Consider the following 24,135-nt stretch of genomic DNA (forward strand, 5'->3'; position numbering starts at 1 on the left):
CCCTTTCCCGGGTTCATGGGCCTGGATGTGCCACCCAAAGACTGTTCCCTCCGAGCGTGCAGCACATGACGAGGTACCCATTCCCGCGGCACGCGACGTCCCGCTCGGCCTCTGACAGGCATGGACGTACCTCTGCGGCAGGTAGTGACCGGCTCGGTGCTCGACTGTCCGCAAAGTACGGAGCATTCCGAGTTCCTCCGCAACGGGCCGGCGTCAGCCTCAACCGTTCGTTCTCCAGGGCAAAAGCGCTCCAAGAAGGTCAATGCCACGCTGTCCCCGTCCGAGCTGGACGACGAGATTGCCAAGGGGCGCACGTTCTTGCCCCGGGTGCCGCAGCTGTCACCGCCTACCCGATGCTCTGGTGGATCCACATGCCGAGGAACAGGCCCAGCCGTGGGCCGGCATGCAGGTGACGTCAGGCTGTTTCAGTATGGAAGTCGGATCGGACGTGTCGCTGTCCACGGAGGTGAGTGCGATGACGCTTCCCGCGCGGCGCCGGACCGGTGACCCGGTGGAGCCGGACGCGTTCTTCGGCCGCACGCACCAGTTCTTTGGCGCGCCACGGGCGCGGCACACGCCGCTCCAGCCGATGCGGGTACCAGGCCATGCTCCCCTCGGCGGTGAAGAGCGAGGACGCCGGTACGGCTCCGGCCGACAGTGCGCTCACGGTCACCGTTCCCAAGGCGCAAGCAGCCACGGCACGGGGCGGGAAACGGCCTCCGTAAATCTGTGCGAGAGGACAGCGGGCATTGCCAGGCCCCACGCGTCCAACGGTCGGCACCGTGATCAGGAGCCGAAGCTGTTCCTGGCAGCGGCCGGGATCGGGATGGGCCGTGCCCAGCGGGCGGTGCGCCGGGAAAGGGTCGGCGCGACCACCTGGGTACCGCGATGAGGACGGCCGCGACGCCGGAACCCACCACAGCCAGAAGTACCGACGGTGCAGGAGGATCGGAGAGTGCGGCCAAGCCGTCGATCCTCACCTTGACGATGAATCCTGCGGTCGATCTCTGCTGGGAGGTCGGGCACCTGGAGGGCATCGGCAAGAACCGCGCCCGGGTCAGGTCGGTAGCCGCCGGGGGTGGAGGGATCAACGTCGCCCGTCACGTCGTGCGGCTCGGAGGACGAGCCACCGCCGTCCACACCGCCGGAGGCGAGGTCGGGCTGCGCCTGAACCGGCTGCTGGACGAAGAGGGCGTCGACCACGTCGCCGTCGACATCGACGACGACACCCGCGAAGCACTCGTGCTGTTCGAGGCCGAATCGAGCCGCGGCTACCACATCGTGCCACCCGGGCCGCACCTGCACGACCACGAGGGGCGGCGATGCCTGGATGCTCTGGTGCAGGCCGTTGGCGGTTGTCCGTACGTCGTGGCCAGTGGCAGCCTGCCCGGCGGCTTGCCCGACGACTTCTACGCGGCCGTCTCCCGCCGCATCAGGGAAGCCGGATCCCGACTGGTCCTGGACACCTCCGGTCCGGCGCTTCGCGGAGCACTCGCGGAGGGCGTGTTCCTGCTCAGGTGCAACCGCACGGAGGCCGAGAGCCTGACCGGACGGCCGGTCCGCGACTTCGACGACGCCCGGGCCCTCAACGAGCACCTGCTCACCACGGGGGCCGCCGAGATCGCCGTCACCACCCTCGGAGAACTGGGCGCACTGTGCTCGACCGGCCACGGCCACACCGAGCTCTACGCGCCGCCGCTGCCCGGCGAGCCCCTGAGCGACGCCGGGGCAGGAGACAGCATGGTCGCCGCCCTCATCACACAGCTGGCCGCCGGAGAGGATCCCGTCAGCGCCTCCGCGTTGGGGGTGGCCGCAGCCGCCGCAGCGATGCTCACCCCCAGCACCGAGCCCTTCGACCTGGACGTGGCCCGATCCCTCCGCTCCCAGGTGAGGACCAGGTTCCAGACCGATACTCGGCGCCGGGGCGTTTGACCCTGCCCACCCCCTGCCGTTCGGTCGGCCCCTCAACCACATTGCGTACCCCGTGCCCACAAGCCGACCCTGCCCCCGTCACCGCGTCGGGGCGGGGCGCTGCCGGTGGTACTGAGCGACGCCAGTGCCGACCTCGTGATGCGAGCGGGCCTGCGGTTGGGAAGACTGGAAGCATGGCGACCAAGGCAGTGCTTGAGGGCGGCCCGGACGATCTGCCCGAGCGGGTCGTTCCGATCTCCGACCCCGGACAGGACCTGAAGATTCCACACCGCGGTGGGTACGAGCATTTCAAGATAACGTCGCGGCACCAGGACAGCTCGGAGGGTCAACTGGCAGTCTACGAGTGGTGGGAACGGACAGAGATCGCCGAATGAAACGGACGGTCAAGTCCCGGTCGTCGGCCCGATCAGGTCGTGAGGACCTTGGCCGGCGGTCACTTCCCACCGTGCTCCTCACCCGCGGAGACGGTCGTTAAAGCACGGGGAGGATCGTCAGGGCCGCGACGATCGGGAACATCCGGCGCGCGCCCCAGCGGTCGGTGAGAGCACCGACCGGGATGCGGCCGAGCGAGCCCACGATGACCGGTACAGCCACGATCAGGGACTGCTGGAACGAGCTGAGATCCAGATCGTCGCGGACCGCCGGCCCGAGAGGCGCCAGCAGAGCCCACGCCCAGAAGCAGAGGGTGAACCCGATCGTGGCCAGGGCCAGCATCCGTACCGGCTGCCGGGAAGCCTCGGCATGATCCCTGCTCTGTCGGCGTCCCGCATCATCCCTCTTCCTCTTGGCCCTACCGCCGCGCCAGAGCGGGCTCGGTTGGGTTCAGCCGGCGAGCATCGTCCGCATCTGGGCGATCTCGGCCGTCTGGGAAGTGATGATGCTGTCAGCGAGGGCCTTGGCAGGGCCGTAGGCGCCTTGCTGCTTCTCCGTCTTGGCCATGTCGATCGCGCCCTCGTGGTGCTCGATCATCATGGTCAGGAACATAGTGTCGAAAGCGTTGCCCTTGGCGTTCCCGAGCCGGTTGATGTCCTGGTCACCCATCATCCCGGGCATGCCGGAGGTGTCGTCGCCGTGCCCCATGCCGAGGCCGGTGGGGACCTTCTCGCCCCATGCCTTGAGCCAGCCGGTCATGGTGTCGATCTCGGGCTTCTGCGCCTTCTTGATCTTTTCCGCGAGTTCCTTGACCTCGCTGGATGCACCGTGGGATTCGACCATGTCGGACATGACGATGGCCTGCCGGTGGTGGGGGATCATTCCTTGCGCGAAGGCGACGTCCGCCTGATTGTGCCGGTCGGCCTCTGTAGCGGCCGGGGCGGCGGTGGTGGTCACGGCAGTGGTGCCGGCCGTGCTCGTGCTGTCGTTGCTGCCGCAGGCGGCCAGGACCAGGCCGGCAGCGGCCGCGGTGGCCGCCAGGGCCGCGCGATACGTCAGGGATCGGTTCGTGTTCATTTCGCTGAACTCCAGTGATCGGATGCGGAGAGGAAGGCTGTGTGCGGCGCCATCGGGGCGTACCGCAAACGGCGCTCCTATATCCGCAGGAGCTGAAGTTCGGCGAGTGAGGGCGGTGCCCGCCCTCCGGCCGGCTCGTAGGCCACCGCGATCGGCAACGGAACCGGGACATCGGCGGAGCCGTGCGCCGTGGTGGTGACCGGCTCGGTGTCAGCTGCGGCGATGCCGGGAGATCCCGGTAGAGCAGTGGACGCGCACATCTGGTCCGTGTGGATGACAAAGCGGCCAGTGTCGCGATCGTCGTCGGGGCATCGGTACTGCGCATCGAGGTCGGCGGGGGCTGCCGCCACGTGGTGGGCGGTGTGCTCGGTGGCGCCTGCCGAGGGCAGGGCGGCGGCACCCAGGGCGTGCATGCCGAGCAACCCGACAATGACGGCGAGGACGAGCAGCGAGGAGAGCCGCAGCACGGGCTGCGGCCGCGTGGGGAGCTCGCGGCTGGTCACATTTCCCACGGTAGGACGCACCCGTGTACTACGCAGCGCAGCACGACCCGGATCACTGGCCACCACGAACGCCTCCATCGGCTGGGCCAGTGGGGGCGGGCGGGACAGGCGGAGGCGCTTGAGGACCTCGTGGGGTCCGTCGCCTGGAGCGTCCTCGAGGAACCGCCCGGGCGATCCCGAACGTACGCCGTTGCGGTACCGAGTCTGCGAGTGGAGCCTCGTAACGTGGGGCGACCCGCGGGGCCATGCCGACCCTCCCCCCGGACCTGGTCGCCTGGAAGACGGCCGTCCACCCGGGCCGGGGCAACCTCCCCCCGGCTGGATCACCCAGCGTACGAGCACCACTGGCCCCACCTGACCCGGCCCACGCCACAAGAACCCTCGCCGACACGCGTCACAAGCCCCGACGAAGACAAGGCCAGACCGGATTGCCGGTCTGGCCTTCTCGTACGTCAGCAACATCCGGACGGGCCTCGCAGTTCGCCTTCCAGGCCCCGGATCGATGTCCGCAGCACATGGTTTCGGGCCGCTCGCGCTGAGGACGATGGTCACTCGGGATCGTCCCCATCATGTGCGTCGCCGGGTGCCGGTGCGTCGTAGCGGTCGGGGTCGGCGTCGTAGGCGGCCGCACACCGGGCGGAGCAAAAGAAGAGGTGGCCGGTGGCGGTCTCTCGCCGCTCGGTAACGGTGGCCGGGTCCAGGCGCATGCCGCACACCGGGTCGACCACGGTGGTGTGGTCGCCTTGCCCAGGCGCGTGATGGTGCTCGGTCCGGTCGGCCGCGGATTCGACCCGGGGCTCGACCGGCGCGGGTGCGGCGGATGGCAGTGGTGCGGGATGCCAGCGGCGCAGGCGGGAGGAGTTGGTGACGACCGACAAGGAGGACAGGGCCATCGCGGCCGCGGCGATGATCGGGCTCAGGCGGATGCCCCAGAGGGGGTAGAGGGCGCCTGCGGCGAGCGGGACGCCGACGGCGTTGTAGACCAGGGCGAAGAACAGGTTCTGCCGGATGTTGCGCATGGTGGCCCGGGAGAGCCGGATGGCGGTGACGACGCCCGTCAGGGAGCCGGAGATGAGGGTGATGTCGGCGGCTTCGATGGCGACATCGGTGCCGGTGCCGATGGCGAGCCCGACGTCGGCGGCGGCCAGTGCGGGGGCGTCGTTGATGCCGTCGCCGACCATGCCGACGGTGCGGCCCTCGGCCTGGAGGCGGCGGATCTCGTCGGCCTTGTGCTCGGGCAGCACCTCGGCCAGAACCCGCTCCACCCCGACCTGGGCGGCGATGGCGGCGGCGGTGCGGGCATTGTCGCCGGTGAGGATCACCGTCTCGATGCCGAGCCGGTGCAGGGCGGCAACGGCCTGGGCGGAGTCGTCTTTGACAGTGTCCGCGACAGCGAGGACTCCGGCCGGCCGGCCGTCGACGGCGACGAGTACGGGGGTCTTGCCCTGGGCGGACAGCTCGGACGCGACCGGGGTCAGGGGGCTGGTGTCGATTCCCACGTCCGCAAGCAGGCGGGCCGTTCCGACCAGTACGGCGCCGCCGTCGACGGTGGCCTGGACGCCCTTTCCGGTGACCGAGTCGAAGCCGCTCGCGATGGGGACGGTGAGTTTCCGCTCCCGGGTACCGGTGACGATCGCGCCTGCGAGTGGGTGCTCGCTGTCGGCTTCGGCCGCGGCCACCAGCGACAGCAGCCCGTCCTCGGTGAAACCGTCGGCCGTCTGAACGTCGGTCAGGGTGGGCTTGCCGGCGGTGACCGTGCCGGTCTTGTCCAGAACGACGGTGTCGAGCTTGTGGGCGGTCTCCAGGGCTTCGGCGGAGCGGATGAGGATGCCGGCCTGGGCGCCCTTGCCGGTGCCGACCATGATGGACAGCGGGGTCGCCAGGCCCAGCGCGCACGGGCAGGCGATGATCAGCACCGCGACCGCGGAGACCAGGGCGAGCGTGAGCGCCGGGGCGGGCCCGAGGGTGTACCAGAGCGCGAAGGCAGCGATCGCGATGGCGATGACGGCCGGCACGAAGTAGGCGGAGACCGCGTCGGCCAACCGCTGGATCGGCGCCTTGGACGCCTGGGCCTGCTGCACGAGGCGGATGATCTGAGCCAGCATCGTGTCGGTGCCCACCTTGGCCGCTCGTACGCGCAAGGACCCGGTGCCGTTCACGGTCGCGCCGATGACCGTGTCCCCCGCGCGTTTGGTGACTGGCATCGGCTCGCCGGTGACCATGGACTCGTCCACCGCCGAGGAACCGGACAGCACCTCCGCGTCGACCGGCACCTTCTCCCCGGGCCGGATGACCACCTCATCGCCGACCGCGACGTCTTCCACCGGAATCTCGGTCTCGACCCCGTCGCGGATCACCCGAGCCGTACGGGCTTGCAGCCCGAGCAGGACCCGGATGGCTTCACCGGTGCCGGCCTTGGCCCTTGCCTCCAGCAACCTGCCGAGGAGGATCAGGGTGAGGATCACCCCGACGGCCTCGTAGTACACCTCGCGCACGTCCTCGGGCAGCAGCGAGGGGGCGAGGGTGACCAGCAGGCTGTAGCCGTACGCGGCCGACGTGCCGAGGGTGATCAGGGAGTTCATGTCCGCGCCGCGGTGGCGAAGGGTCAGCCAGCCCGTCACGTGGATCGGCCACCCGGTGTAGAACATGACCGGCGTGATCAGCACGAGCTGGAACCAGTGGTTCAGCATCCAGCCCGGAACCCAGTCCGCGCCGAAGAGTTCGTGGGCCATCACGGCGAACAGCACCGGCGCGGTGAGCACCGCGCCGAGGGCCACCCTGCGGGTCAGGTCCTTGATCTCCGCCTGCCGCTCAGCGGCTTCCGCGGCCTCCGCCTCGGCCGCCCCCCGCTCCTCACCGGCTCGGGGCGCGCCGACCGCCGGGGCCGGAGGCCCGCTCGCGCCGCCGTGCCCGCCCGGCGCGGACGGCACATTTGCGGATTCCTCGTCCGGTTCGACGACCAGCGTGCCGTGGATCATGTTCATCCCGCAGGCGAACCCGAAGGACCCGGCCTCGGACGGATCGACCCGCACGGCGGTGCGCGCATACGCCGGCAAGCCCGCGCTGACGCGCAGGTCCGGGAAGACGACCCGGCTGGTGCACTCCCCGCTCTCCTGCCGGTCGAAGACCAGCTCCAGCGGGATGCCCTGGCGGACCCGGATGACGTCGGGGCTGTAGCCGCCCCGCACGGTCACCTCGACCCGCTGCACCCCGCCCTCCAGCCTCGCACTGCGGGCCCGGCGCGGGCCGAAGAAGAACCAGACAAGACCGGCGATCAACACGACGGCCAGCGCGACAACGGCAACATCGGCGGCATCCATGGCAGACCTGCCCTCCTGCGGAAACCCCCCCAGGCCCAGCGTCGGCCCGCCTGCCCCTACCGGGTAGGGCTGACCGGACCCCGGAGGGGACCGACCGGCCCCGTGCCGAACGCCCTGGGCGGCGCGACCGTGGCAGTACAACGCCTGGGACCGCTGGCCCACTGGCCACGGCTCGAAAGCCGGAAAAGTGTGAGTCGTGATGATGGTCTGGTACGACCACAATGTCAGCGGGTGGGGCTGGTTCGCCATGTCGGCCAGCATGATCCTGTTCTGGGCCCTGATCATCACCGCCGCCGTCCTGCTCTTCCGCGCCTTGAACCGCGCCCACGAGCACACCTACCTCTACGCAGGGCCCGCGCCCGAGCAACTGCTCGCCGAGCGGTTCGCCCGCGGCAACATCGACGACGAGGAGTACCAGCGACGTCTCGCCGCCCTGCGCTCCTCCGGTCCCCCCAGCCAGCCCGGACAGCCTCCCAAGAAGTAATAGAGGACCGGCCATGAACAACAACAAGAACTACGGCCTGTACGTGATCGCGCTGGCCATCGCCCTGGTCGGCTCACTGGCGCTCGGCGTGCCCATCGGCACCCTCGCCGTCCTCCTCATCGCGCTCGCCTGCCCGCTGATGATGTTCTTCATGATGCGCGGCATGGACCACGACGACTCGGCCGAGAAGCGTGACCCGCACGACCACGAGCCGCTCCGCTAACAGGCCCGTGCACCGGGTACGGGAAAAGGGGAGGTGCGCACGATGTACGCACTGATCGCGTCCCGCCATGGCCTACGACACGTGCGCCGGATCGCGCCGGACGAGCACCCTGATCGTCTTCCCCCATCCTCGTGTACGTGTACGTCCGCGTCGCCCGCAACGAGTAACGAGAGGTCGGCGTCCGGTTCGGCGACCGGTGGGCCGCCTACGCCGTACGCACCCCTGCTTCTGGCCGCGCCGCCACGGCGGCAGCCACCCGACCGCAGAAGGCGGCGACACCCACACGGACCCGGCCGGAGGTGAGCGGCCATGGAGGCCCTAGCCTGGGCCCTCCTCGCACTGGGAGCCGTGACCACCGTTGCCTGCGCCGTCCGTCTCGCCCGGCGCGACCGGGGTGACGCCCCTGGATTGGCCCGCGCCGTCCCTCGCACGGCTCCAGCCCTGCTCGCGTCCGGTCTGCTTCCCCTGCCCGCCATCCTGGCCGCCGCCATGCCCGCAGCCGCCTGGGGCCTCTGGGGCGTCGACACCATCGCCGCAGCCCTGGTCTACGCGGTCGCGGACACGACGCGTGACACCCCCGGCCCGCAGCCGCCGTACCGAGCAGGGAGCGGGCCGTGAGCCGGCTGCAGACACGATCAGGCTGCCAGGCCTGGTGTGGACCCGGACAATGGAAGAGGCACGCCGTGCGCTGTGGCCAGCGTCGGGACGGGCGTCACCGACGTGCCCGGCGTACTTTCACCGGTCGCACCCGGACTGCGCCGGCGCCGAGAGGAAGGCGGTCGCCCATGACCAGCATCACTCAGCGCATCGCAAGCCTGTTCCGCATCAAGGCGAACAAGGCCCTGGACAAGACCGAGGATCCACGCGAGGTGCTGGACTACTCCTACGAGCAGCAGCGGGAGATGCTGCAGCGGGTCCGGCGCGGCGTGGCCGACGTGGCGACCAGCCGCAAGCGGGTGGAGCTGCAGGTGAGCCAGTTGCGTCAGTCCGCGGAGAAACTGCAGCGCCAGGCGGAGCAGGCACTCGCCGCGGGTCGTGAGGACCTGGCTCGTGAGGCACTCACCCGGCGTACAGCCGTGCGCGCACAGATCACCGACCTGGAGGTCCAGCAGGCGTCGCTGAAGGAACAGGAGGAGAAGCTGACTCTGGCGGCGCAGCGCCTGGAGGCGAAGGTGGAAGCGTTCCGTACCCGCAAGGAGACCATCAAGGCCACCTACACCGCAGCCGAGGCGCAGACCAGCATCACCGAGGCCGTCACCGGCATCGGCGAGGAGCTGGGCGATGTCGGCATGGCCATGCAGCGCGCCCAGGACAAGACCGAACAGCTCCAGGCGCGCGCGGGTGCGCTGGACGAACTGATCGCCTCCGGCGTTCTGGAGGACGCCACCTTGTCGGCCGGGCGGGACGACATCCAGGCCGAGCTCGAGCGCGTGACCGCGGGCCAGGACGTGGAGACCGAGCTGGCCCGGATGAAGGCGCAGCTCCCGGCCTCCTCCGCCCCGGCAGCAGTCGAGGGCGCTGGAGCCCCCAAGGATGAGGAGGCGAATTCATGATCATGCGAATTCTCGGCGAGGGCCAGTACGAGATCACCGAAGAGCACGTAGCCCGGCTCAACCAACTGGACTCCGCCCTCCAGACAGCCGCCGACGCGCACGACGACGTGGCCTTCACCACCGCCCTGTCAGCCCTGTTGGACGCCGTACGCACCCTCGGCACACCACTGCCGGACGAGCGGATCACGCCGTCCGATCTGGTGCTGCCCGACGAGGACACCAGCCTCGCGCAGGTGCGGGAGCTGCTGTCCGACGAGGGCCTGATCCCGGGGTGATGGCGATGCGCAGCCGTTTCGAGCCCGACCGACAGCTGACCGCCCGCATGGTGGTCACGATGTTCCTGCTCGGGCTGGTGTACGTGGCGTTCATCGCCGCGCTGATCGCGCTGCTCAAGTCCGTCGTCCTGGTGGTCGTCATCGCCGCCGCGCTGCTGGGCGCCCAGTACTGGTACTCCGACCGGATCGCCCTGTACGCCATGCACGGCCGCCTCGTCACGCCCGAGGAACAGCCCGTGCTGCACGGTGTCGTCGACCGGCTGTGCGCCGCCGCGGACATGCCCAAACCCCGCGTGGCCGTCTCCGACATGGACCTGCCCAACGCCTTCGCCACCGGCCGCGACGCCGAGAACGCCGTGATCTGCGTGACCACCGGACTACTGCGCCGCCTGGAGACCGAGGAGCTCGAAGGCGTCCTCGCCCATGAGCTCTCCCACGTCGCGCACCGCGATGTCGTGGTGATCACCATCGCCTCGTTCCTGGGCGTGATGGCCGGGCTCGTGGTCCGCTTCGCGTTCTACTCCCAGCTGTTCGGCGGACGCAGCCAGCGCGACCAGAACACCGCCGTCGTCTTCATGGCCGTGATGGCGGTCTCCGCCCTCGTCTACGCGGTCAGCTACCTACTCATCCGCGCGCTGTCCCGCTACCGCGAACTGGCCGCCGACCGGGCTGCGGCCATGCTCACAGCGAAACCCTCCGCCCTGGCCTCGGCATTGACCAAGGTCAGCGGCGAGATCGCCCGGATCCCGACCCAGGATCTGCGCACCGCACAGGCGTTCAACGCGTTCTTCTTCACCCCCGCCCTCGGGCCCGGCACGACCGTGGCGAACCTCTTCTCCACGCACCCCACCCTGGAACGCCGCCTGGAGGCACTTGCGGACATCGCCACTGAGCTCGGCGGACCGGGCAGTCCGGGGCCGTGAGAAGGAGCTGATCCCCGTGGGTTTCTGGGACGTCCTGTTCGGCCGCAGCAGGCCGGTCAAACCCGACCTGGACCAGCTCTTCGGCCTGCCCTCGGCGGCGATCACTCTCCAGGCCGCCATCGGCTTCACCCCGACCGGCCTGGGCGCGGTCTGCTTCGCCGCCATCGAAGGCGGGGCCTTCGCACAGGTCCAGCAGGAGGTACGCGCTCTCCTCGATGCGGACGCCGAACGAGCCGGCACGCCGGTGGAGTTCAGCCGCGACGAGTACGGGTACTCGTGGCTGCTGTCCCGCCGCAATCCCGACGAGCTGCCAGCCCTGGTCAACGACCTGCACGCGGTCAACACCGCCCTGCAGGACAGCGGCTTCGGCCCCCAACTCCTCTGCTCCCTCGTCACCTTCCACGACGCCGAACTGCGGCCGCTCGTCCTCGTCTACCTCTACAAGCGAGGGACGTTCTACCCCTTCGCTCCGCTGCCCGGCCATAAGCGCGACAACCCGCTGGAGCTCCAGGTCAAGGCCACGGTCAAAGACGACCTGCGCATCGAGGAGGACCTGGGCCGCTGGTTCCCGCTCTGGGGCGCCCCCGGCCTGTGACGAGGTGACACCGTGACAACATCGGACGCCCGCGTCGGCGAGGGCGTCCAGGCTGTTTCGCAGGTCGCTCCACCAGGCATCGGGCAGGTGCGGGTCCTCGGTGAGGTCGGGCGTCTCCGGGGAGATCACCGGCTGGGCGATGTAGTCGATCAGCTCGCCCTCGAAGACGTAGGGGTCGGACTCCCAGCGGTGCAGGCCGTGCAGGTGCGGGCGGGAGACCAGGCGGGAGATCCGCTCCTCGGCGACCACGATCCCCTCCGTCATCGCGCCCGACGCCTTCGCGATCTCTCCGCAGTGGACGCGCAGCCACCGGTCATCGGTGGTGCGGGAGCCGATGGTGCGGCCGAGCCAGCCCCAGGAGACCGGGCCGGTCGCGGTGGCACCGAAGTGGTCGCAGGCGCGGGCCAGGGCGTGCTCCATGCGGCCTTGGGTCTCGTCATCCTTGGGCGAGTACATCGGTGACCTTCCTCAGCTGGTCGGGTGCGAGCGGGGCGGCGGCGGCCTCCTGCGCGGCGGCCCAGTGCTCGGGGGTGCTCGCGGACAGCAGTACCACGTCGAGACTGGGGCAGGAGACGGCGGCGAGGAGACAGGCGGCGGCCGGCGTGCTGCCGGGGCGGATGTAGTCGGCGAGTTCGGGTGTGGCCAAGCGCGGGAGTTCTCCGCCGTGCAGGGGCGAGGAGCCGAACGTGGTCAGCCCCGCCGAACGAGCTTGCACCAGGGGGCCGCGGCCGTCCAGGGCGAGGCTGATGGGCCGGGCCATGACCAGGATCACCGGGAGCTGTACGGCGCGCAGGTGATGTTCACCCGATCCGGCGGCTTCCCGCGCGAGGTCGAGGAGTTCGGTGACGGTGAACGCGCCGGAGGTGAAGGCGGACCAGGCGGCCACGCCGTAACCTCCGATGCGCCGTGCGTGGGCGAACTCCTCAAGCACGGCGAATGCCTCGCGCAGCCGCTCGTGCAGTTCCTCGCGGTCGAGGTGGGCGTGCTCGGGGTTGTGGACGAACACGATGTCGGCGCGGCCGAGGACATCCAGGGAACGGTCTGTCTGCCACCTCAGGAGTTCGGGAGCGAGGCTGTGACCGGCGGCGGCCTGGTCGTCGTTGAGGGATGCCCTGCTGGACCGCCGCGGTGCCCTCCTGCCTACCGAAGAACCCCGTCTTCGTGGACACCTTGACCTGCACGTGCTCGGCGAGGACCGGGGCGAGTTCCTGGTGCGCGCGGCCGTAGTTGGGGGCGGTGTCGATCCAGGCCGTGCCTTGGGAGCAGGCGGTGCGCGCCGCTTCGGCAACGTCGCGCACCTTGTACGTGCCCAGACCGAGCGAGGCGGTCACCGGCTGCTCCCGACCACGGCGGCGGCCTGTCCTACGACCAGCGCGGTCATGACCTCCGCGGCCTGGTCGACGGTGAGCCCGGAGTGCTGCGCGAGCGCGGCGAGGGTGACCGGGCTGCCTTCGGCCAGGAGGTGCAGGAGCGGGGCCACAGGTAGGGCGAAGGCGAACTCGGCGTCAATCGGCCGCGACGTCGTCGGCGAGGGACCTCGGCGGCGCTCCAGCGTTGCGGAGGCTGTGTTCGACGAGGCCGGGTTGGTCGATGGTGCCGGTGTAGCGCAGGGCCGCGCCGACGGACAGGCCGAACAGGTCGCAGATGCGGCGGGGGTCGCCGCCGGTGGCCTCGGCTTCGTGGAGGAGTCGGTCCTCGCGGAGCCAGCTGGTGGGCATGCCGAGCACGTCGTTGATCCAGACGTAGCTGACCGGCTCCACGCCGCAGCCCGTGGTCTGGGAGACAATAGGTGCGAGTTCGCGGTACGGGGCCACCGGTGGTTGCGGTAGTCCAGCGGGTCCGTACGGGGTCGGCGAGCAGGACCGTTCGGTCGGCAGGAACAACCGGCCGTCACGCAGATCGGTGGTCTTCAGGCTGCGCAGCTGCCCGGTGGTGAGCGCGTGGAAGATGGCCAGCGCAGCCAGGGCCGCCCGCGGTACTTCCTGGTCGTGGAGGACCTTGCGGAGGTCGGCGGCCTCGACGGGCAGGGGAATGGTGGAGGTCGGCATGCCGCAGAAGATCCGTGCGGTCGGGTCGGTGAAGATGATCCGCCGGTTCTTCAAGGGCCGCAGGATGTGCCGCAGGCCCTGGAGCATGTCGACGCGCGGTGTTCCGCTGTCGGGCAGGGCTGCGACGACGTCGGCCCGGGTGATGGACCTGAGCGAGTCCTTGTCCTGGTCCGCCCACGTCCGAAGGGCGCACCGGGCAGCGCGTTCGTCACCATCCGCTGAATCCACCGGTGCGGTCGCGCCTTGACGCGCGGCGCGGTGGTGCTACCGGACAGCTTCAGCTCGAACCAGGCGGCGAGTTCACCGGCCATCGGTTCGGCAAGGCCGGCGGTGCGCTCGCGGAGCCAGGGGACGATGTTCGGGATGCGGTCGTCGTCGAGCATGTCGATCTGGGCGAGCAGCCTCAACAGGGGCTTGACCGGGAGGATCAGGTCCCGCAGCAACAGGACGTCGGACGCCAGGAACCGGGCGCCGGGCGTGTCCTGGATGCTCAGCAGGACACGCAGCCCGCGGTCCAGGCCCCAGGCAGTGTAGTACCCCAGCCTGTGGTATTGCGCGTAGTCGTCGACCGCGGCCTTCAGCGCCGCCGCGACCTCGGGTGCGTCGACATCGGGGAAGCCGCGCTCCTGGCCGCACCGCAGGTCCCGCCCCTCTGGGGGGAACAGGGCGAGCTGCCGGTGCCCCGCCGCCACCAGCGGGGGCAAAGGCTGCGGAGCCGGTTCGGGCCGACGCCGCGACGATTTCGGGTTCAGCAGCTGCAAGCGCCGTTCGGTGTCCGCGAAGTACTGCTGCTGCCCGTGCCGGTTCGCCCCTTCCAGGTCCAGGGCGTGACGGCGGGGCCGCAGCACATACGCCTGCTTCGTGCACAGCCGACACGCGCCGGTCTCGCCCAGGTGAGGCTCGCGCCCGCAGATCCGGCACGGGCCGGAATCCGGGTAGAGCCGACGCCAGCCACGGCACCCCACGCACATCCTGCCGTAGCGCCGCAGCATCCCCCAGGCGAAACAGTCTGGGCAAGACGCCGGACGCACCGCAGACGAATCGCGGTAACAGTCACGGCACTTGAATTCCGCCTATTTCCGCGGCGCGCGGCGCTGGGAATCAGGGTACGCGGCGAGGCGCTTAGCGCTCGGTACCTTCGTTGGGAAGTTTTCCGAGGAATAGGAGTTGCTGGTAGCGCGCAATCTGCTGGGCTTGAGGGTGCTCGACTACGAATGTCTTTGAAGTGAATGGCTGGAAGCTGTTCGGCACCATCGTCACGAGGCGGCCGTCGGTGAAGTTGGCGAACGGGATGCCTGGCAGCGCCTGCGGAGAGAGTTTTCGGTTGGCCCAGGGGTTGATGAAGAGGTGCAGCCCTTCGGCAAACGTCTCCTGCTCGCCCGGGGGTCGGTCGCCCACGACATAGGCGAAGGGCCTTGGCTCGGAGGCGTTGGGGTCCGGGTTGTAAGCGGTCCCCACCCGGCAGATCGCAACGTCATCGGGGCCGTACCCGGACTCCGTGCCGATGCGATTGAACATGCCCATGGTGTGCGCGTTGCTGAACAGGACACCTGCCAGGTTTGCGGCTTCAGGCATTTGGAACAGTCCACTCGGGATGCTCTTGCCGCCAGATTCGTGCCGCTCCACTTTGTCGGCCGTGATCGTCAGCTTGCCTGTGGTGTCATGCGTGAGGACATCGCGCTGTCCGTAAAGGTATTCGGCGACTGTACCGACCACGTGCATCTGCGCGTTCTGGTTATGGAAAGCACCTACTGCAATGACGAATGGAACATCGCGGATGTGCCCCTTCTCCCAATATGCCCGACAACTGGCGTCGCGGTGCGTCAGCTTCCGCCTCAGCGCCTTGCCGAGCTGAAACACGAACGCCTTGTCTGCGTCGGGGAGGTCTTCGTGAAGAAGGGGCGCGTACTCCAGGTCGTCGGGTTCGCCTCCCTGCGCCGGGTTGGTTGTAGTGACCTCGATAGCCACGGGCGTATCACCGAGAACCGCAAAGTCCGGTGCGGCATGGGACCGGTCGGGGATGAGGCCTTGCTCCCGTAGGTATGCGAACAGCGCCAACTCGAAGACTCGCGCCGAGAAGCCGCCCGTCTGGAACTCGCGTACGAAGCTCTTGTCAACGTCATGAAAGTCCGCGAAGACCTCGTTCATCAACCGGCGAGCGGCGGCGTGCGGTGCGCCCGTCCGTACACGCTGGAAGAGGTGGTGGGCCTGCTTGTCGGTGACGATGGGGGCAAAGAGGTCGCGGCTCATCCAGACATGGTGCCCGGTGGGCGCTGCCTTGACGAGTTCGTTTCGGGACGGCCGGCCGGGAGACCTCGGCCCTCAGCGTGTCGTACGCGATCGGCATGTACGCGGTGTCTCGCTCGGTGGCCAGCCCGGTCGGAGTGCCTGAATCATGGGGTCCTGCCCCCTGGGGCCTGACAGCAGATGGTGGCCGCCACCCGCGAAGCACCTGGCCCGGCTGGATCAGCAGGCCCGTACGGGCCCGCAGCCGTCGGGGTTCCCCTGCAGGGTGTGCGGCAGTACGTTGCTCACGCACTGGACACCCGTGTACGCCTCCTCGCGGTACGGGCGTGACTGACCGTGGCTGGGCCGGTGGGCGCAGGTACCGGGCCCGTACCGGGACACGGCCCGCGACCTGGCGGTACGCTGACGGACCTGGCTCGGCAGGCATCGGGCGGGGCGCGGACCGAGCATCCTTCCGGGTCGTGGTCACGGTGGCATCGGCGGCCGACGACGCCGGTCCAGGGCGGTCGCCCGTCAAGATGCCCCGGCGTTCCTGATACGTCGCGCGAGGGCCCCGGCTGCTTCGGCCCGGCGCGTGTCGGCGGCTTGGCGTGCCTGGAGGGTCGCGGCCTGGTAGTGCTCCAGTGATTGGCGGGTGCGGCGAGGGATCACCAGTCTTCTGCTGCCGGCGGGTGAGAGGTAGGAGGCGACGCCGGCCCCGTATCGGCCTTCTCGCGTGTCGTGGTCGGTCTTGTAGTGCAGCGAGTCCTTGATGCCTGCGTCTCGTAGGGCGTGCAGGACCCGTTCGACTTCCTGTGCGTCCCGCCAGTCGAGGGTGAATATGCAGATGGGGCGACGCGTGTCGTCGCTTCCGGGTCGCGCGTTTCGCAGGGTTCCGACCTTTGCTCGATAGCTGAGGCGATTCTCACGGACGCCGGCGCACACTGTGGCCCACGCCTGGTCCAGGTAGCTGAGCGGCGGGAACCACAGCCACTTGCCGGCCCACGGGGCTGATTCGGGAAAGGGCGGCGCATCCGGGGACTGGGCCCAGAACCAGGATTCCCCAAGTTCCACGGAGGGAGAGGCACCAGCCGGTAGTACCGGCTGAGCCATTAGAGCACTCTTCGTGTCCACGCCACCATCATATGTGGATAAGTATGCGCTATTCCGAGTATTTAGACCTGCATGGGCCGAATTGACCTGGATAATGCACGAGTGCGTCGCGATCGGGCTCTCACCGCGTGCTGCGCTGCCGCAGTTGCAGAAGCAGACAGGGATGGGGACGCTCAGCAGCGCGCGGCAAGGCTGATGGACTGCCTGGGAGTTCTGCGCTCTGTGCATCCACCAGCATCAGCGGCTGGGCTAACCATGGGAACCCTGCGGCATGGGCTCCGTGCAGGGCTAGGAGCCCTGCTCCCGCCAGGCCTGCCTCGCCTGGGAGCATCGCGCGCAGTACCCGCTGCCCATCCATGCCGGCATCCAAATGGACCAGGACCACCCCCAGTACCGGCTAACAATCGACTGGAACGCGGGCGAAGACGGAAGCTGAGCAGAGGGCAATGCCATTGCCAGCCAGCAATACAGCAGGTGATCCCCGGTTACAGTACCTGCCCATCCTCGTCCAACCGCACCTGCTCCAGCGCGCGAACTCCCGCCTCGGAGCGGCTTCGTCGGTCGCCGACAGCGCGGGCAGCAACGCGGGCGCCGCACTGGTCGGCGTCTTCGGCGCCGCCCGCTCGGTGATCGCGAATGTCCTGCCCTACCTCATCGCCGCCTTCCTCGTGTGGCGCATCCGCACGCCCGAGCCGGCCGCCGCGCCGTCCGAGGGCCGCCGCAGCCTCGCGCGGGACATCCGCGAGGGCCTGCGCTACCTGCTCGGGCAGCCCAGACCGCGTACGCCCCACCGTCCGACAGGCGGGGGTGACGCCCCGTCAGGTCTGCGGCTATCCCCTCGAAAGCCGACTGCTGCCGGTGACGGTGCTGGTTATGCAGGCCGACGCATCGTTCTGGGACTCGCTGGTGTTCGACGGAATCGACGACGTGGACGTCGAGGCGGTGACCGCTGTCTTCGGCACGGTCGACGTGGTGGCGAAAGGCCGGGCGGCCAGCGCGGCGTGTCCGGACTGCGGCCCGCTTGTCGGACCGGGCGCACGACTCCTACCAGCGCAGACTGAAGGATCTGCCGCTCGGCGGGCAGAGCGCCCTGATTCATCTGACGGTCCGGCGTTTCCTCTGCGACACAAGGGACTGCCCGCGTCGTACGGTCGCCGAGCCCTTCGCGCAGCTGCCGCCCCGTACGTGCGCTTCACCACTCGGCTCAACCACGTCCTGGAGCATGTCGGCCTCGCGCTTGCCGGACGGGCCGGCGCCCGGCTGGCTGACCAACTGGAGGGCGCCAGCAATGCGACCAAGACCCTGCTCCCTGAACTGAGCAGCGGTCGCCTTCAGCTCGGCGGTTTGATCACGTATGAAGTCGCGAAGCGGTACATCTCGATCGATGATAGTGGTAGTGGACTTCTCCACAGCGTTCACGGATGACCGCGGGTCAGCCGAAGTACGGCTCCGCCAGCAAGTCCTGCATCACCTGGCGCCCGTCAATGTACGTGTTCACACGCCCATTCCGAGCCGGCCCGAATAGGAGGCTGCGCGCATGGCGGTGCTTGTGGTGGCGGTCCGGCCGGACGGCGAGCGCACCGGCGTAGCCGACCTCGCTGACGTGCTCATAGTACGTGAGCTCGGGCCTGAGACGTGGGCGCGTCTTGCAGTCGATCTACGGGTCGGCAAGGTGATTGGCGCTGCGGTAACTAGCGAGTCCCGGAGCGATGCATGGCAGCTTGTCCATGCCGCGCACAGAGGACTCCTCGTGGACAGCGCGGAGGAGGAAATCGTCTCTGCCCTCATTCACCACGGATGGATGGGCATCGCGAGCCACGAGCAGCAGGTCGTGCTCGTGCCGCCGGCTGAGTCCTCCCCGAATCGCTCGGTCTCGGGTGAGGAATTCGGCCAGCTGATCGAGGGCGATGAGCCTGTATCGACGCTCGTCGATCCACGCGAAGTCTCTCTGGACGACGATCAGCTCTTCGGCGTGTTTGCATCGCATCGCCTGGGCGGGAGCTCGGCGTTGTTGGCCATGTCGGGAGCAGACGTGGCCAGTTGCAGGATGGAGGATCGTCGGCTCGAGCTCCGCAATCCTGCGGCTCTTGGCCTCGAACGCGTCGATCGAGACCCGTGGTCGATCGTTACGCCGCCCGTGCGGTGCGTCGTGCTCGGCCTCGCCTCCAGGGACGATGCACCGTCGTGGACACTGTTCGCGGAGCCGGATGCCGTCTCGCAGCTTTGGGAGACGCGTGACCGTGACCGCGCCGACTTCTGGCTGATGATCGAGCTGACGGCATCCGAGGTGGATCCGCCGGTGTGGATGCCAGCCGGCCAGATCTTCGAGCAGAAGTCTTTCACTGGTCGCCAGACACTTGCGACGACTGCAGCCGCCGGCACTCTGGTCACCCCTGCCCGCCGCTCGACCTTGCTGCTTCCGGCGTTCTGCCTCGACCGTCATCTCGGCTCGCCTGCGAGCGATCCGATGCGTGTGACGCCGTTGCGGAGCCCGCTGCCTCGAGGTGCGACGCAAGACCGGGTGTGGTGGCAGAGGATCCTCGCGCGCGGGGGTCAGGCGTGACCTCGGGCGCGGCGATGCTGCCGCGTGATCTGCGTCAGGAGATCGCCGACGCGATCACAACGTCGGAGCCCACATGGCTCGCGTTCGTCGACGACAACCGCGAGGCAGCCGGAGGTCGTCCGCTGGCCGTGAAGTACGTCCCGGCGCGATACGCGGCCACCTACCAGAAGCCGAACAGAGGGCTGTTTATCGGAAGCAGCAACTTCACCTGGGGGCGCGGCGTCTACGTCACCGGGGTGCAAGAGCCATTGTCGACCGCCATCTACGGCCGCGTCGGCGTCGTGTCGCGGTTCGACCCCTCTGGTTGGAAGGCCTTTGACGCGCGCGATCAGGCGAACGAGCAGCTGTACCTCCGATGGCTTCACACCCAGCCCGATTATTCTCAGGCCGTCCTCACGGTTCACTCTGACTACTGGCTTCATCAGTTCCGGAACCTGTTCCGTGAGCAGTTCGAGATCGATGTTGTCCTGTTCCATCCCGACGAGAAGGACGCCGGTGGTTGGTACACCGATCCGCAGCACACATGGATGACCGTCAGCGACTGGCAGAGCCGCCAAGTGCTGTCGCGTGCGGACTACTCGACCCGCTTTGAGGACGTCTGGCTAACAATCCTCATCGAGGAGGAGTTCACGCCGGACACGCCTGCGCTCACGCGCACCCCCCACTTCACGCTCAGCGGTGGGCCGCCCGCACCACTACCACCGGTCGACGTGCGCGACGCCTATCGGAACAAGACGGTCGTGCGGGTGGAGTCATGAGTCTGATCCAGATATCCGCGGAGCTGATCCGACGCGCAGTCATGGACGATGGCTACGCGCAGGATCTTCGCGACGCCGTCGCAGCCGATCAGGGGGCGCTCAAAGGATTGGCCTACGCTCCGATCGTCGAGGATGACCTGGGTTGGCTGGCACCCAGCGAGTGGCAATGGTTCGCGCACTGGCGACAGAGCATGAACGGCCCGCTCGACAAGACGATACTGCGGCACCTCGCGCAGGCAGCGGTCACGCGATACGCCCGATTCGACCTGCGCGGGCTCGTGATGCGCGACCAGCGCACCAACGAGCTCGCGCCAGAGGCAGGGTCTCCCGAGACGCACGATGGCCTCGGGCTCCGCTGGCTCGCCGCCGAGGCGCAAGAGTTCCCAGATAGCATCGAGATCGCCGGCGACGCGCTGCAGTACGCCACAGAGGCGTCATGGTTCACGCTGCGCGTGCTCACGTCCATCGACGACGAACGCGGCGAGGAAGTACGCGCTCAGCTCCGAGAGTTTGCAGCGCAGCGTCAACTCGGCGAAGAGATCATGCATCGCTGGGGCATGTGATTTCACCGCAGCTCGACGCGCGCCACTCAATGCGCGGCCAGGCCGACCATGTCCTCTAATGCCATCACCTAGAGCCTGACCTGGGCCGACGCCTATCCCGTGTACTGCTTGAGGCCAATCTTACGGATACACCATGTCAGAACCGGCCCGATGGTCCGACCTTGACAGGTGCAGAGAAGGAACCGCCACCACCGCAGCAGGTCCATCCCATACGAGCGGATCGTCGAGGCAGGTTTCGCCTGAGCCTGGAGTTCAGCGAAGAAGGCGTCTAGCGCGGCTCGACCACCAAGCCGTTGCTGTCCACCAGCTGGTACGGCATCCACGGATCGTCGGTCTCCACCAGCCGCCCTGCCTCCGGTAGCAGGAAACCCGCCAGGTCCCTTTGCGAACCACCATGTCCGAGCATGCCGTGGAAACTAACAGAGACCGCCACTGACCTGCTAGTTCACGGCTACTCAGTCAACACACCAGGCCCAACGAGATAGCGTCGGACCAGATCGTTCGGGGCATGACTGACCTCCGCGACTACCCCGAGCAGCTCGGCGAGTCCCAGTGAACGATCAGTTCGTTGGGATGGCGTACGGGCTGCAGGACATCGTTGAGTTCCTGTGTCTCGCGGGCCTGGAGGACGTTGACAACGAATGGGGCCGGCAGTCCGGGCTGATCGAGTGGCGGGGCGACGGGCCGGATAGCTGGGAGCACTGAACGGCTGGCCAGCGGCGCACTGCGGGTGGATCGGAGGACCAGATCAGGAAACGGCCAGGAAACGGCGGTGGGAGGTTGACTTCGAGACGCCGAAGCAGTGCGGCAGCGCCCGCCAGGCACAGCACCCTTGCCCTAGGCAGGGTAAGCGCCCTCGCAGAGAGCGCGCTACGGCTTCCTCGCTCTGGGTTCGGTGACACCGAGGCGGTGGCGTAGAAAGGCCACGACGTCCGCGCGGGCCTTGAAGGCAGGGTGATCCGGAGACTCGCGTAGCTCGTGGGTGAGGACCGCGTGGGCGAAGCGCCCGAAGCCGCCGCTGTTGCCTCGCCCGGAATCGAGCGGGATGACCTTGAAAGCGTCCCCGAGGCGGGCGCTCAAGGCTGCGAATCGCTGCTCGGGGGCCATCCAGTCCTTACTGAAGCGAAGCCCCAGCACACACAGGCCGTCGTTCCGTGTGCGCTCGGCAATGCACGCGAGTTCTTCCTCGGAAACCCCCAAATCCGTCCGCTGGCCGGTAGTCAGGGGCAGGGGCAGTGAGGGTTGACTGAGAACGGAGGCTAGCACTGATTCGTCTACAGCAGCGGCCAGCGCAAAGCCTCCGGTGACGCACATTCCGATGACGCCGACACCCTGGCCGGGGCGCCGCGAGGCGAGGTCATGGGCAAGGTCTCGGACAAAGTTGGCGACGGGGCGCGAGGCATTTGTGGCGAAGGCACGGAATTCTGCAGAGATACAGACTCTGGCGCCAACTTTCGCCGTCCGAGCCAAGGATGCGGGCCGTCCAGGCTCGCCAAACAGTGACGGGATCACGACGGTAAATCCCTCGGTCACCAGATGGTCACCGAGCCCCAGCACCTCCGGGGTGATACCGGGGAGCTCTGGAAGGAGCACGACACCGGGGCCGTCGCCCTTTTCGTAGCAGTCATGTGTGTATCCCCCAACCGTGAACGTTGGTTCCCATCCGGTCAGGCCGGAGGTCGGTGGACCGCTCATTTCCTGCTGCCTCTCAGTCAGCCGAGTGGAGACCGTGCCCGAGCTGCTGGAACACCTCTGGGTGGTCGAGATGTTCCTCGATGCTGCGCGCAGCCGCCAGGCCGCAGTGCAGGCACGCGCCGTGCCGCCGCTGCTTTGCGCTGGCCGCTGCCGTCCTGCGGAGCTGGAAGCTGATGGTGACTTCGTTTGTTTGGTACGAGGTATTGAGCAGTGAGCTGATACCGCCCCTGCGCATCGGTCAGCAGTTGCGGAGAGGCTGACTCGCGGCGGGGTCGTGCCTGCCGGTTGCCCACATAGTGTTCTTGACGAGGTCCGATCGGAAGTATCCACGCCGGACTCAAGTAACGCGGCACCCCTATGGACCTGTCGCTGCGTGGTGGCGCTCTTGTAGAGCCACGACCCGCGGGAAGTGCCCGCTCCGCAGAAAGGTATCGACGGCTGGCGTGGCCGGGGTTGATGCCTGAGCGGCTGTGGGCGGAGACGTTCCCCGGACTGCGGTCGATCAGTTCGGTCGGCTGCTTCGGGCGTGCGCTGCGGCGGCATCCGCGGCGAGCGCGGCCACTGGGTTCTTGCGGATGTCAGAGTGCGCGCCGGAGAAGGACTGTCCCTCCACGTCGTTGATGACTCTGGCGGCGTTGACCCGGTAGAAGGTGCGGGGGGTAAACCCGTAGTTCGTTTTGCCATCGGCCAGCATCTCACGGTCCTCCAATGGGTTCACTGCCTGGTACCCGTCGGCGCCCATGCCACCCCAGCGCCCCGCGGCCTGAGCCTGCGCGTCCTCGCCGGCCAGGAAGGAGGCCTTCGGGTACCACACGCCGACTGCCCAGTCGTGGATGCTGAATGTGGCCACCAGAGGGCCGTGTACCCGGTCCGCGAAGCCATGCAGGGCGCCAGCACTGCCGAAGGGGTTGTCCTGCTCGTGCGCGAACGACCAGTGAGAGAACGCACCCTGAAGGAGCAGCAGTGACGCGACCGGGCTCTTCTCCGGCGCGCTAATACCGGACAAAGCGAAAGAAACCAGCCGGGCGCCGAAGCTGTGGCCGATCAGGTGCACCCGCACGGAGGGCTCCCGTGCGGAGGAGGACCGGCCGTGCAGGGCTTCAAGCAGCGGTCCCAGTCCGCTGCGGCCGATGTGGCCGGCGCGTGCCTTCATCGTTGTGTACGAGAGCACCCGCATGACGTCCTTCGCGCCGTTGATGGCGCTGTTGAACCAGTCGCCGATTCCTTGCGTCGCGGAGCCCGGCGGAGCGCTGCCGAAAATTTCCGCAGCTGCTTGGTAGTCCCTCTTCGGGTCGTCGGTCAGCAGCAGTGCGGTCTCGCCCGAGTCCTCGAACTCGCCATTGGGCGCCGGCGGCACGAGTGACTTCAGCTGCTGGTGGATCTGCCGCAGCCGCTCCTCCTTCTCCGCCTCAGATTCATTCGAACCGACCGCTTTCTTTCCCTCGTCGATAAGCCGGCCGATCTCCATCACCGTCTGCTGCTGCACCGGGTCAGCGAACCCTGGCTGCAGGGAGGCGGCGATCTTTCCCCCGGAGAGTGCTGTCGTCCCTGCGTTGAGGTCCACTACGGCGCCGCTCCCGGCCTGTGTCGCGTCAGCCGCTGGTGGAGGGGTCGCCGGTGTGGGCGGGAACGACAGGGAAGGCCAGTAAATGCCAACGAACCCCATCTTGCCGATGCCCGGCGTGCGGGTAGCGGCTTCCAGGATCCTCGGAAACATATCGTCGTACAGCTCGCTAGCCGTGTTCTCCGGCGTGCCCCACCCGTGGCTGAACATGAAGAGGTCCTCTACGCCCGCGTCGATCACCCGGTCGAGGAAATCTTCCGCAACTGGCGCCGTTAGCTTACCCTTCTCATCGAATTTGAGGTCCCACACCAGCAGTTCGTTGGTCGCCTGTGGTGTCATGGCCGTTGC

General features: G+C 68.3%; 26 protein-coding genes and 1 pseudogene. 14 read left to right on the forward strand and 13 right to left on the reverse strand.

The genetic code is table 11. The annotated features are described in order from the left end of the window. Positions 1-981: 981 nt before the first annotated feature. Complete coding sequence (locus OHA89_RS00590; RefSeq protein WP_266616621.1) at positions 982-1,932, forward strand: 1-phosphofructokinase family hexose kinase; 951 nt, start codon at positions 982-984, stop codon at positions 1,930-1,932. A 173-nt stretch (positions 1,933-2,105) separates the two neighbouring features. Next, positions 2,106-2,306 (forward strand): DUF5988 family protein, encoded by a 201-nt coding sequence (locus OHA89_RS00595; RefSeq protein ID WP_266607122.1) that lies wholly within the window; start codon positions 2,106-2,108, stop codon positions 2,304-2,306. A gap of 100 nt (positions 2,307-2,406) precedes the next feature. Here the strand turns inward: OHA89_RS00595 and OHA89_RS00600 are convergent. From OHA89_RS00600 to OHA89_RS00615, 4 genes and pseudogenes are all read right to left on the reverse strand, one after another. After that, positions 2,407-2,646: pseudogene (locus tag OHA89_RS00600) on the reverse strand (MFS transporter); the annotation flags it as partial. A 108-nt stretch (positions 2,647-2,754) separates the two neighbouring features. Continuing rightward, complete coding sequence (locus OHA89_RS00605; protein ID WP_406364859.1) at positions 2,755-3,381, reverse strand: DUF305 domain-containing protein; 627 nt, start codon at positions 3,379-3,381, stop codon at positions 2,755-2,757. A gap of 77 nt (positions 3,382-3,458) precedes the next feature. Beyond that, the gene (locus OHA89_RS00610; RefSeq protein WP_266616626.1) at positions 3,459-3,884 is read right to left on the reverse strand and encodes a DUF6153 family protein; all 426 of its coding nucleotides are present in this window, start codon (positions 3,882-3,884) and stop codon (positions 3,459-3,461) included. 548 nt (positions 3,885-4,432) lie between these two features. After that, a complete protein-coding gene (locus tag OHA89_RS00615) occupies positions 4,433-7,204 on the reverse strand; it encodes a heavy metal translocating P-type ATPase (RefSeq protein WP_406364860.1) in 2,772 nt (923 codons plus the stop codon). Positions 7,205-7,403: 199 nt separating this feature from the next. Here OHA89_RS00615 and OHA89_RS00620 point away from each other — a divergent pair, with 199 nt between their 5' ends. The 7 genes from OHA89_RS00620 to OHA89_RS00650 all read left to right on the forward strand — a co-directional run bounded on the left by OHA89_RS00620 (position 7,404) and on the right by OHA89_RS00650 (position 11,257). After that, positions 7,404-7,688: an SHOCT domain-containing protein gene (locus tag OHA89_RS00620; protein WP_266616678.1), complete on the forward strand. Its 285-nt coding sequence runs from the start codon at positions 7,404-7,406 to the stop codon at positions 7,686-7,688. Between the two features lie 13 nt (positions 7,689-7,701). Continuing rightward, positions 7,702-7,911, forward strand: a complete 210-nt coding sequence (locus OHA89_RS00625; protein WP_266616629.1) for a DUF2933 domain-containing protein — start codon at positions 7,702-7,704, stop codon at positions 7,909-7,911. Between the two features lie 309 nt (positions 7,912-8,220). Continuing rightward, complete coding sequence (locus OHA89_RS00630; protein ID WP_406364862.1) at positions 8,221-8,529, forward strand: hypothetical protein; 309 nt, start codon at positions 8,221-8,223, stop codon at positions 8,527-8,529. 167 nt (positions 8,530-8,696) lie between these two features. Then, positions 8,697-9,464: a PspA/IM30 family protein gene (locus OHA89_RS00635; protein WP_406364864.1), complete on the forward strand. Its 768-nt coding sequence runs from the start codon at positions 8,697-8,699 to the stop codon at positions 9,462-9,464. After that, positions 9,461-9,739: a hypothetical protein gene (locus OHA89_RS00640; protein WP_406364865.1), complete on the forward strand. Its 279-nt coding sequence runs from the start codon at positions 9,461-9,463 to the stop codon at positions 9,737-9,739. The genes OHA89_RS00635 and OHA89_RS00640 overlap by 4 nt, the downstream gene beginning before the upstream one ends. A 5-nt stretch (positions 9,740-9,744) precedes the next feature. Then, positions 9,745-10,662 (forward strand): zinc metalloprotease HtpX, encoded by a 918-nt coding sequence (htpX, locus tag OHA89_RS00645; RefSeq protein WP_406364867.1) that lies wholly within the window; start codon positions 9,745-9,747, stop codon positions 10,660-10,662. A gap of 16 nt (positions 10,663-10,678) precedes the next feature. Beyond that, the gene (locus OHA89_RS00650) at positions 10,679-11,257 is read left to right on the forward strand and encodes a hypothetical protein (RefSeq protein WP_406364868.1); all 579 of its coding nucleotides are present in this window, start codon (positions 10,679-10,681) and stop codon (positions 11,255-11,257) included. 436 nt (positions 11,258-11,693) lie between these two features. Here OHA89_RS00650 and OHA89_RS00655 read toward each other — a convergent pair whose 3' ends face one another. The 6 genes from OHA89_RS00655 to OHA89_RS00680 all read right to left on the reverse strand — a co-directional run bounded on the left by OHA89_RS00655 (position 11,694) and on the right by OHA89_RS00680 (position 16,872). Further along, positions 11,694-12,263, reverse strand: coding sequence for a hypothetical protein (locus tag OHA89_RS00655; protein WP_406364870.1), 570 nt, complete (start codon positions 12,261-12,263; stop codon positions 11,694-11,696). A 321-nt stretch (positions 12,264-12,584) separates the two neighbouring features. Further along, on the reverse strand, positions 12,585-12,737 hold the full coding sequence (locus OHA89_RS00660) for a hypothetical protein (RefSeq protein ID WP_406364871.1): 153 nt from the start codon (positions 12,735-12,737) through the stop codon (positions 12,585-12,587). 25 nt (positions 12,738-12,762) lie between these two features. Then, on the reverse strand, positions 12,763-13,359 hold the full coding sequence (locus OHA89_RS00665; protein WP_406364873.1) for a hypothetical protein: 597 nt from the start codon (positions 13,357-13,359) through the stop codon (positions 12,763-12,765). Beyond that, on the reverse strand, positions 13,356-14,297 hold the full coding sequence (locus OHA89_RS00670; protein ID WP_406364875.1) for a hypothetical protein: 942 nt from the start codon (positions 14,295-14,297) through the stop codon (positions 13,356-13,358). Before OHA89_RS00670 ends, OHA89_RS00665 begins: the two co-directional genes overlap by 4 nt. Positions 14,298-14,427: 130 nt before the next feature. Further along, positions 14,428-15,555 carry a hypothetical protein gene (locus OHA89_RS00675; protein ID WP_406364876.1) on the reverse strand — a complete coding sequence of 376 codons (1,128 nt, stop codon included), beginning with the start codon at positions 15,553-15,555 and terminating at the stop codon, positions 14,428-14,430. Between the two features lie 510 nt (positions 15,556-16,065). Next, positions 16,066-16,872, reverse strand: coding sequence for a putative phosphothreonine lyase domain-containg protein (locus OHA89_RS00680; protein ID WP_406364877.1), 807 nt, complete (start codon positions 16,870-16,872; stop codon positions 16,066-16,068). 793 nt (positions 16,873-17,665) lie between these two features. Between OHA89_RS00680 and OHA89_RS00685 the strand changes: the two genes are divergently transcribed. The 4 genes from OHA89_RS00685 to OHA89_RS00700 all read left to right on the forward strand — a co-directional run bounded on the left by OHA89_RS00685 (position 17,666) and on the right by OHA89_RS00700 (position 20,528). Continuing rightward, entirely contained in the window at positions 17,666-17,962 is a 297-nt protein-coding gene (locus OHA89_RS00685) for a transposase family protein (RefSeq protein ID WP_406364878.1), read from the forward strand. Positions 17,963-18,181: 219 nt separating this feature from the next. Beyond that, positions 18,182-19,207 (forward strand): hypothetical protein, encoded by a 1,026-nt coding sequence (locus OHA89_RS00690; RefSeq protein WP_362234105.1) that lies wholly within the window; start codon positions 18,182-18,184, stop codon positions 19,205-19,207. Then, the gene (locus OHA89_RS00695) at positions 19,204-19,965 is read left to right on the forward strand and encodes a hypothetical protein (RefSeq protein ID WP_406364879.1); all 762 of its coding nucleotides are present in this window, start codon (positions 19,204-19,206) and stop codon (positions 19,963-19,965) included. Before OHA89_RS00690 ends, OHA89_RS00695 begins: the two co-directional genes overlap by 4 nt. Then, on the forward strand, positions 19,962-20,528 hold the full coding sequence (locus OHA89_RS00700; RefSeq protein WP_362234100.1) for a hypothetical protein: 567 nt from the start codon (positions 19,962-19,964) through the stop codon (positions 20,526-20,528). The genes OHA89_RS00695 and OHA89_RS00700 overlap by 4 nt, the downstream gene beginning before the upstream one ends. Positions 20,529-20,796: 268 nt before the next feature. On the opposite strand, the gene OHA89_RS00705 is transcribed toward OHA89_RS00700, so the two are convergent. Both OHA89_RS00705 and OHA89_RS00710 read right to left on the reverse strand, forming a co-directional pair. Continuing rightward, positions 20,797-20,934 (reverse strand): hypothetical protein, encoded by a 138-nt coding sequence (locus OHA89_RS00705; protein ID WP_406364880.1) that lies wholly within the window; start codon positions 20,932-20,934, stop codon positions 20,797-20,799. 464 nt (positions 20,935-21,398) lie between these two features. Continuing rightward, positions 21,399-22,223, reverse strand: a complete 825-nt coding sequence (locus tag OHA89_RS00710) for a dienelactone hydrolase family protein (protein WP_406364882.1) — start codon at positions 22,221-22,223, stop codon at positions 21,399-21,401. A gap of 34 nt (positions 22,224-22,257) precedes the next feature. On the opposite strand from OHA89_RS00710, the gene OHA89_RS00715 reads away from it, so the two are divergent. Then, positions 22,258-22,437, forward strand: a complete 180-nt coding sequence (locus OHA89_RS00715; RefSeq protein ID WP_406364884.1) for a hypothetical protein — start codon at positions 22,258-22,260, stop codon at positions 22,435-22,437. Between the two features lie 288 nt (positions 22,438-22,725). On the opposite strand, the gene OHA89_RS00720 is transcribed toward OHA89_RS00715, so the two are convergent. Next, positions 22,726-24,126, reverse strand: coding sequence for a hypothetical protein (locus OHA89_RS00720; protein WP_406364885.1), 1,401 nt, complete (start codon positions 24,124-24,126; stop codon positions 22,726-22,728). Positions 24,127-24,135: the final 9 nt, after the last annotated feature.

The organism is Streptomyces sp. NBC_01546 (assembly GCF_045208355.1).
Classification (GTDB): domain Bacteria; phylum Actinomycetota; class Actinomycetes; order Streptomycetales; family Streptomycetaceae; genus Streptomyces.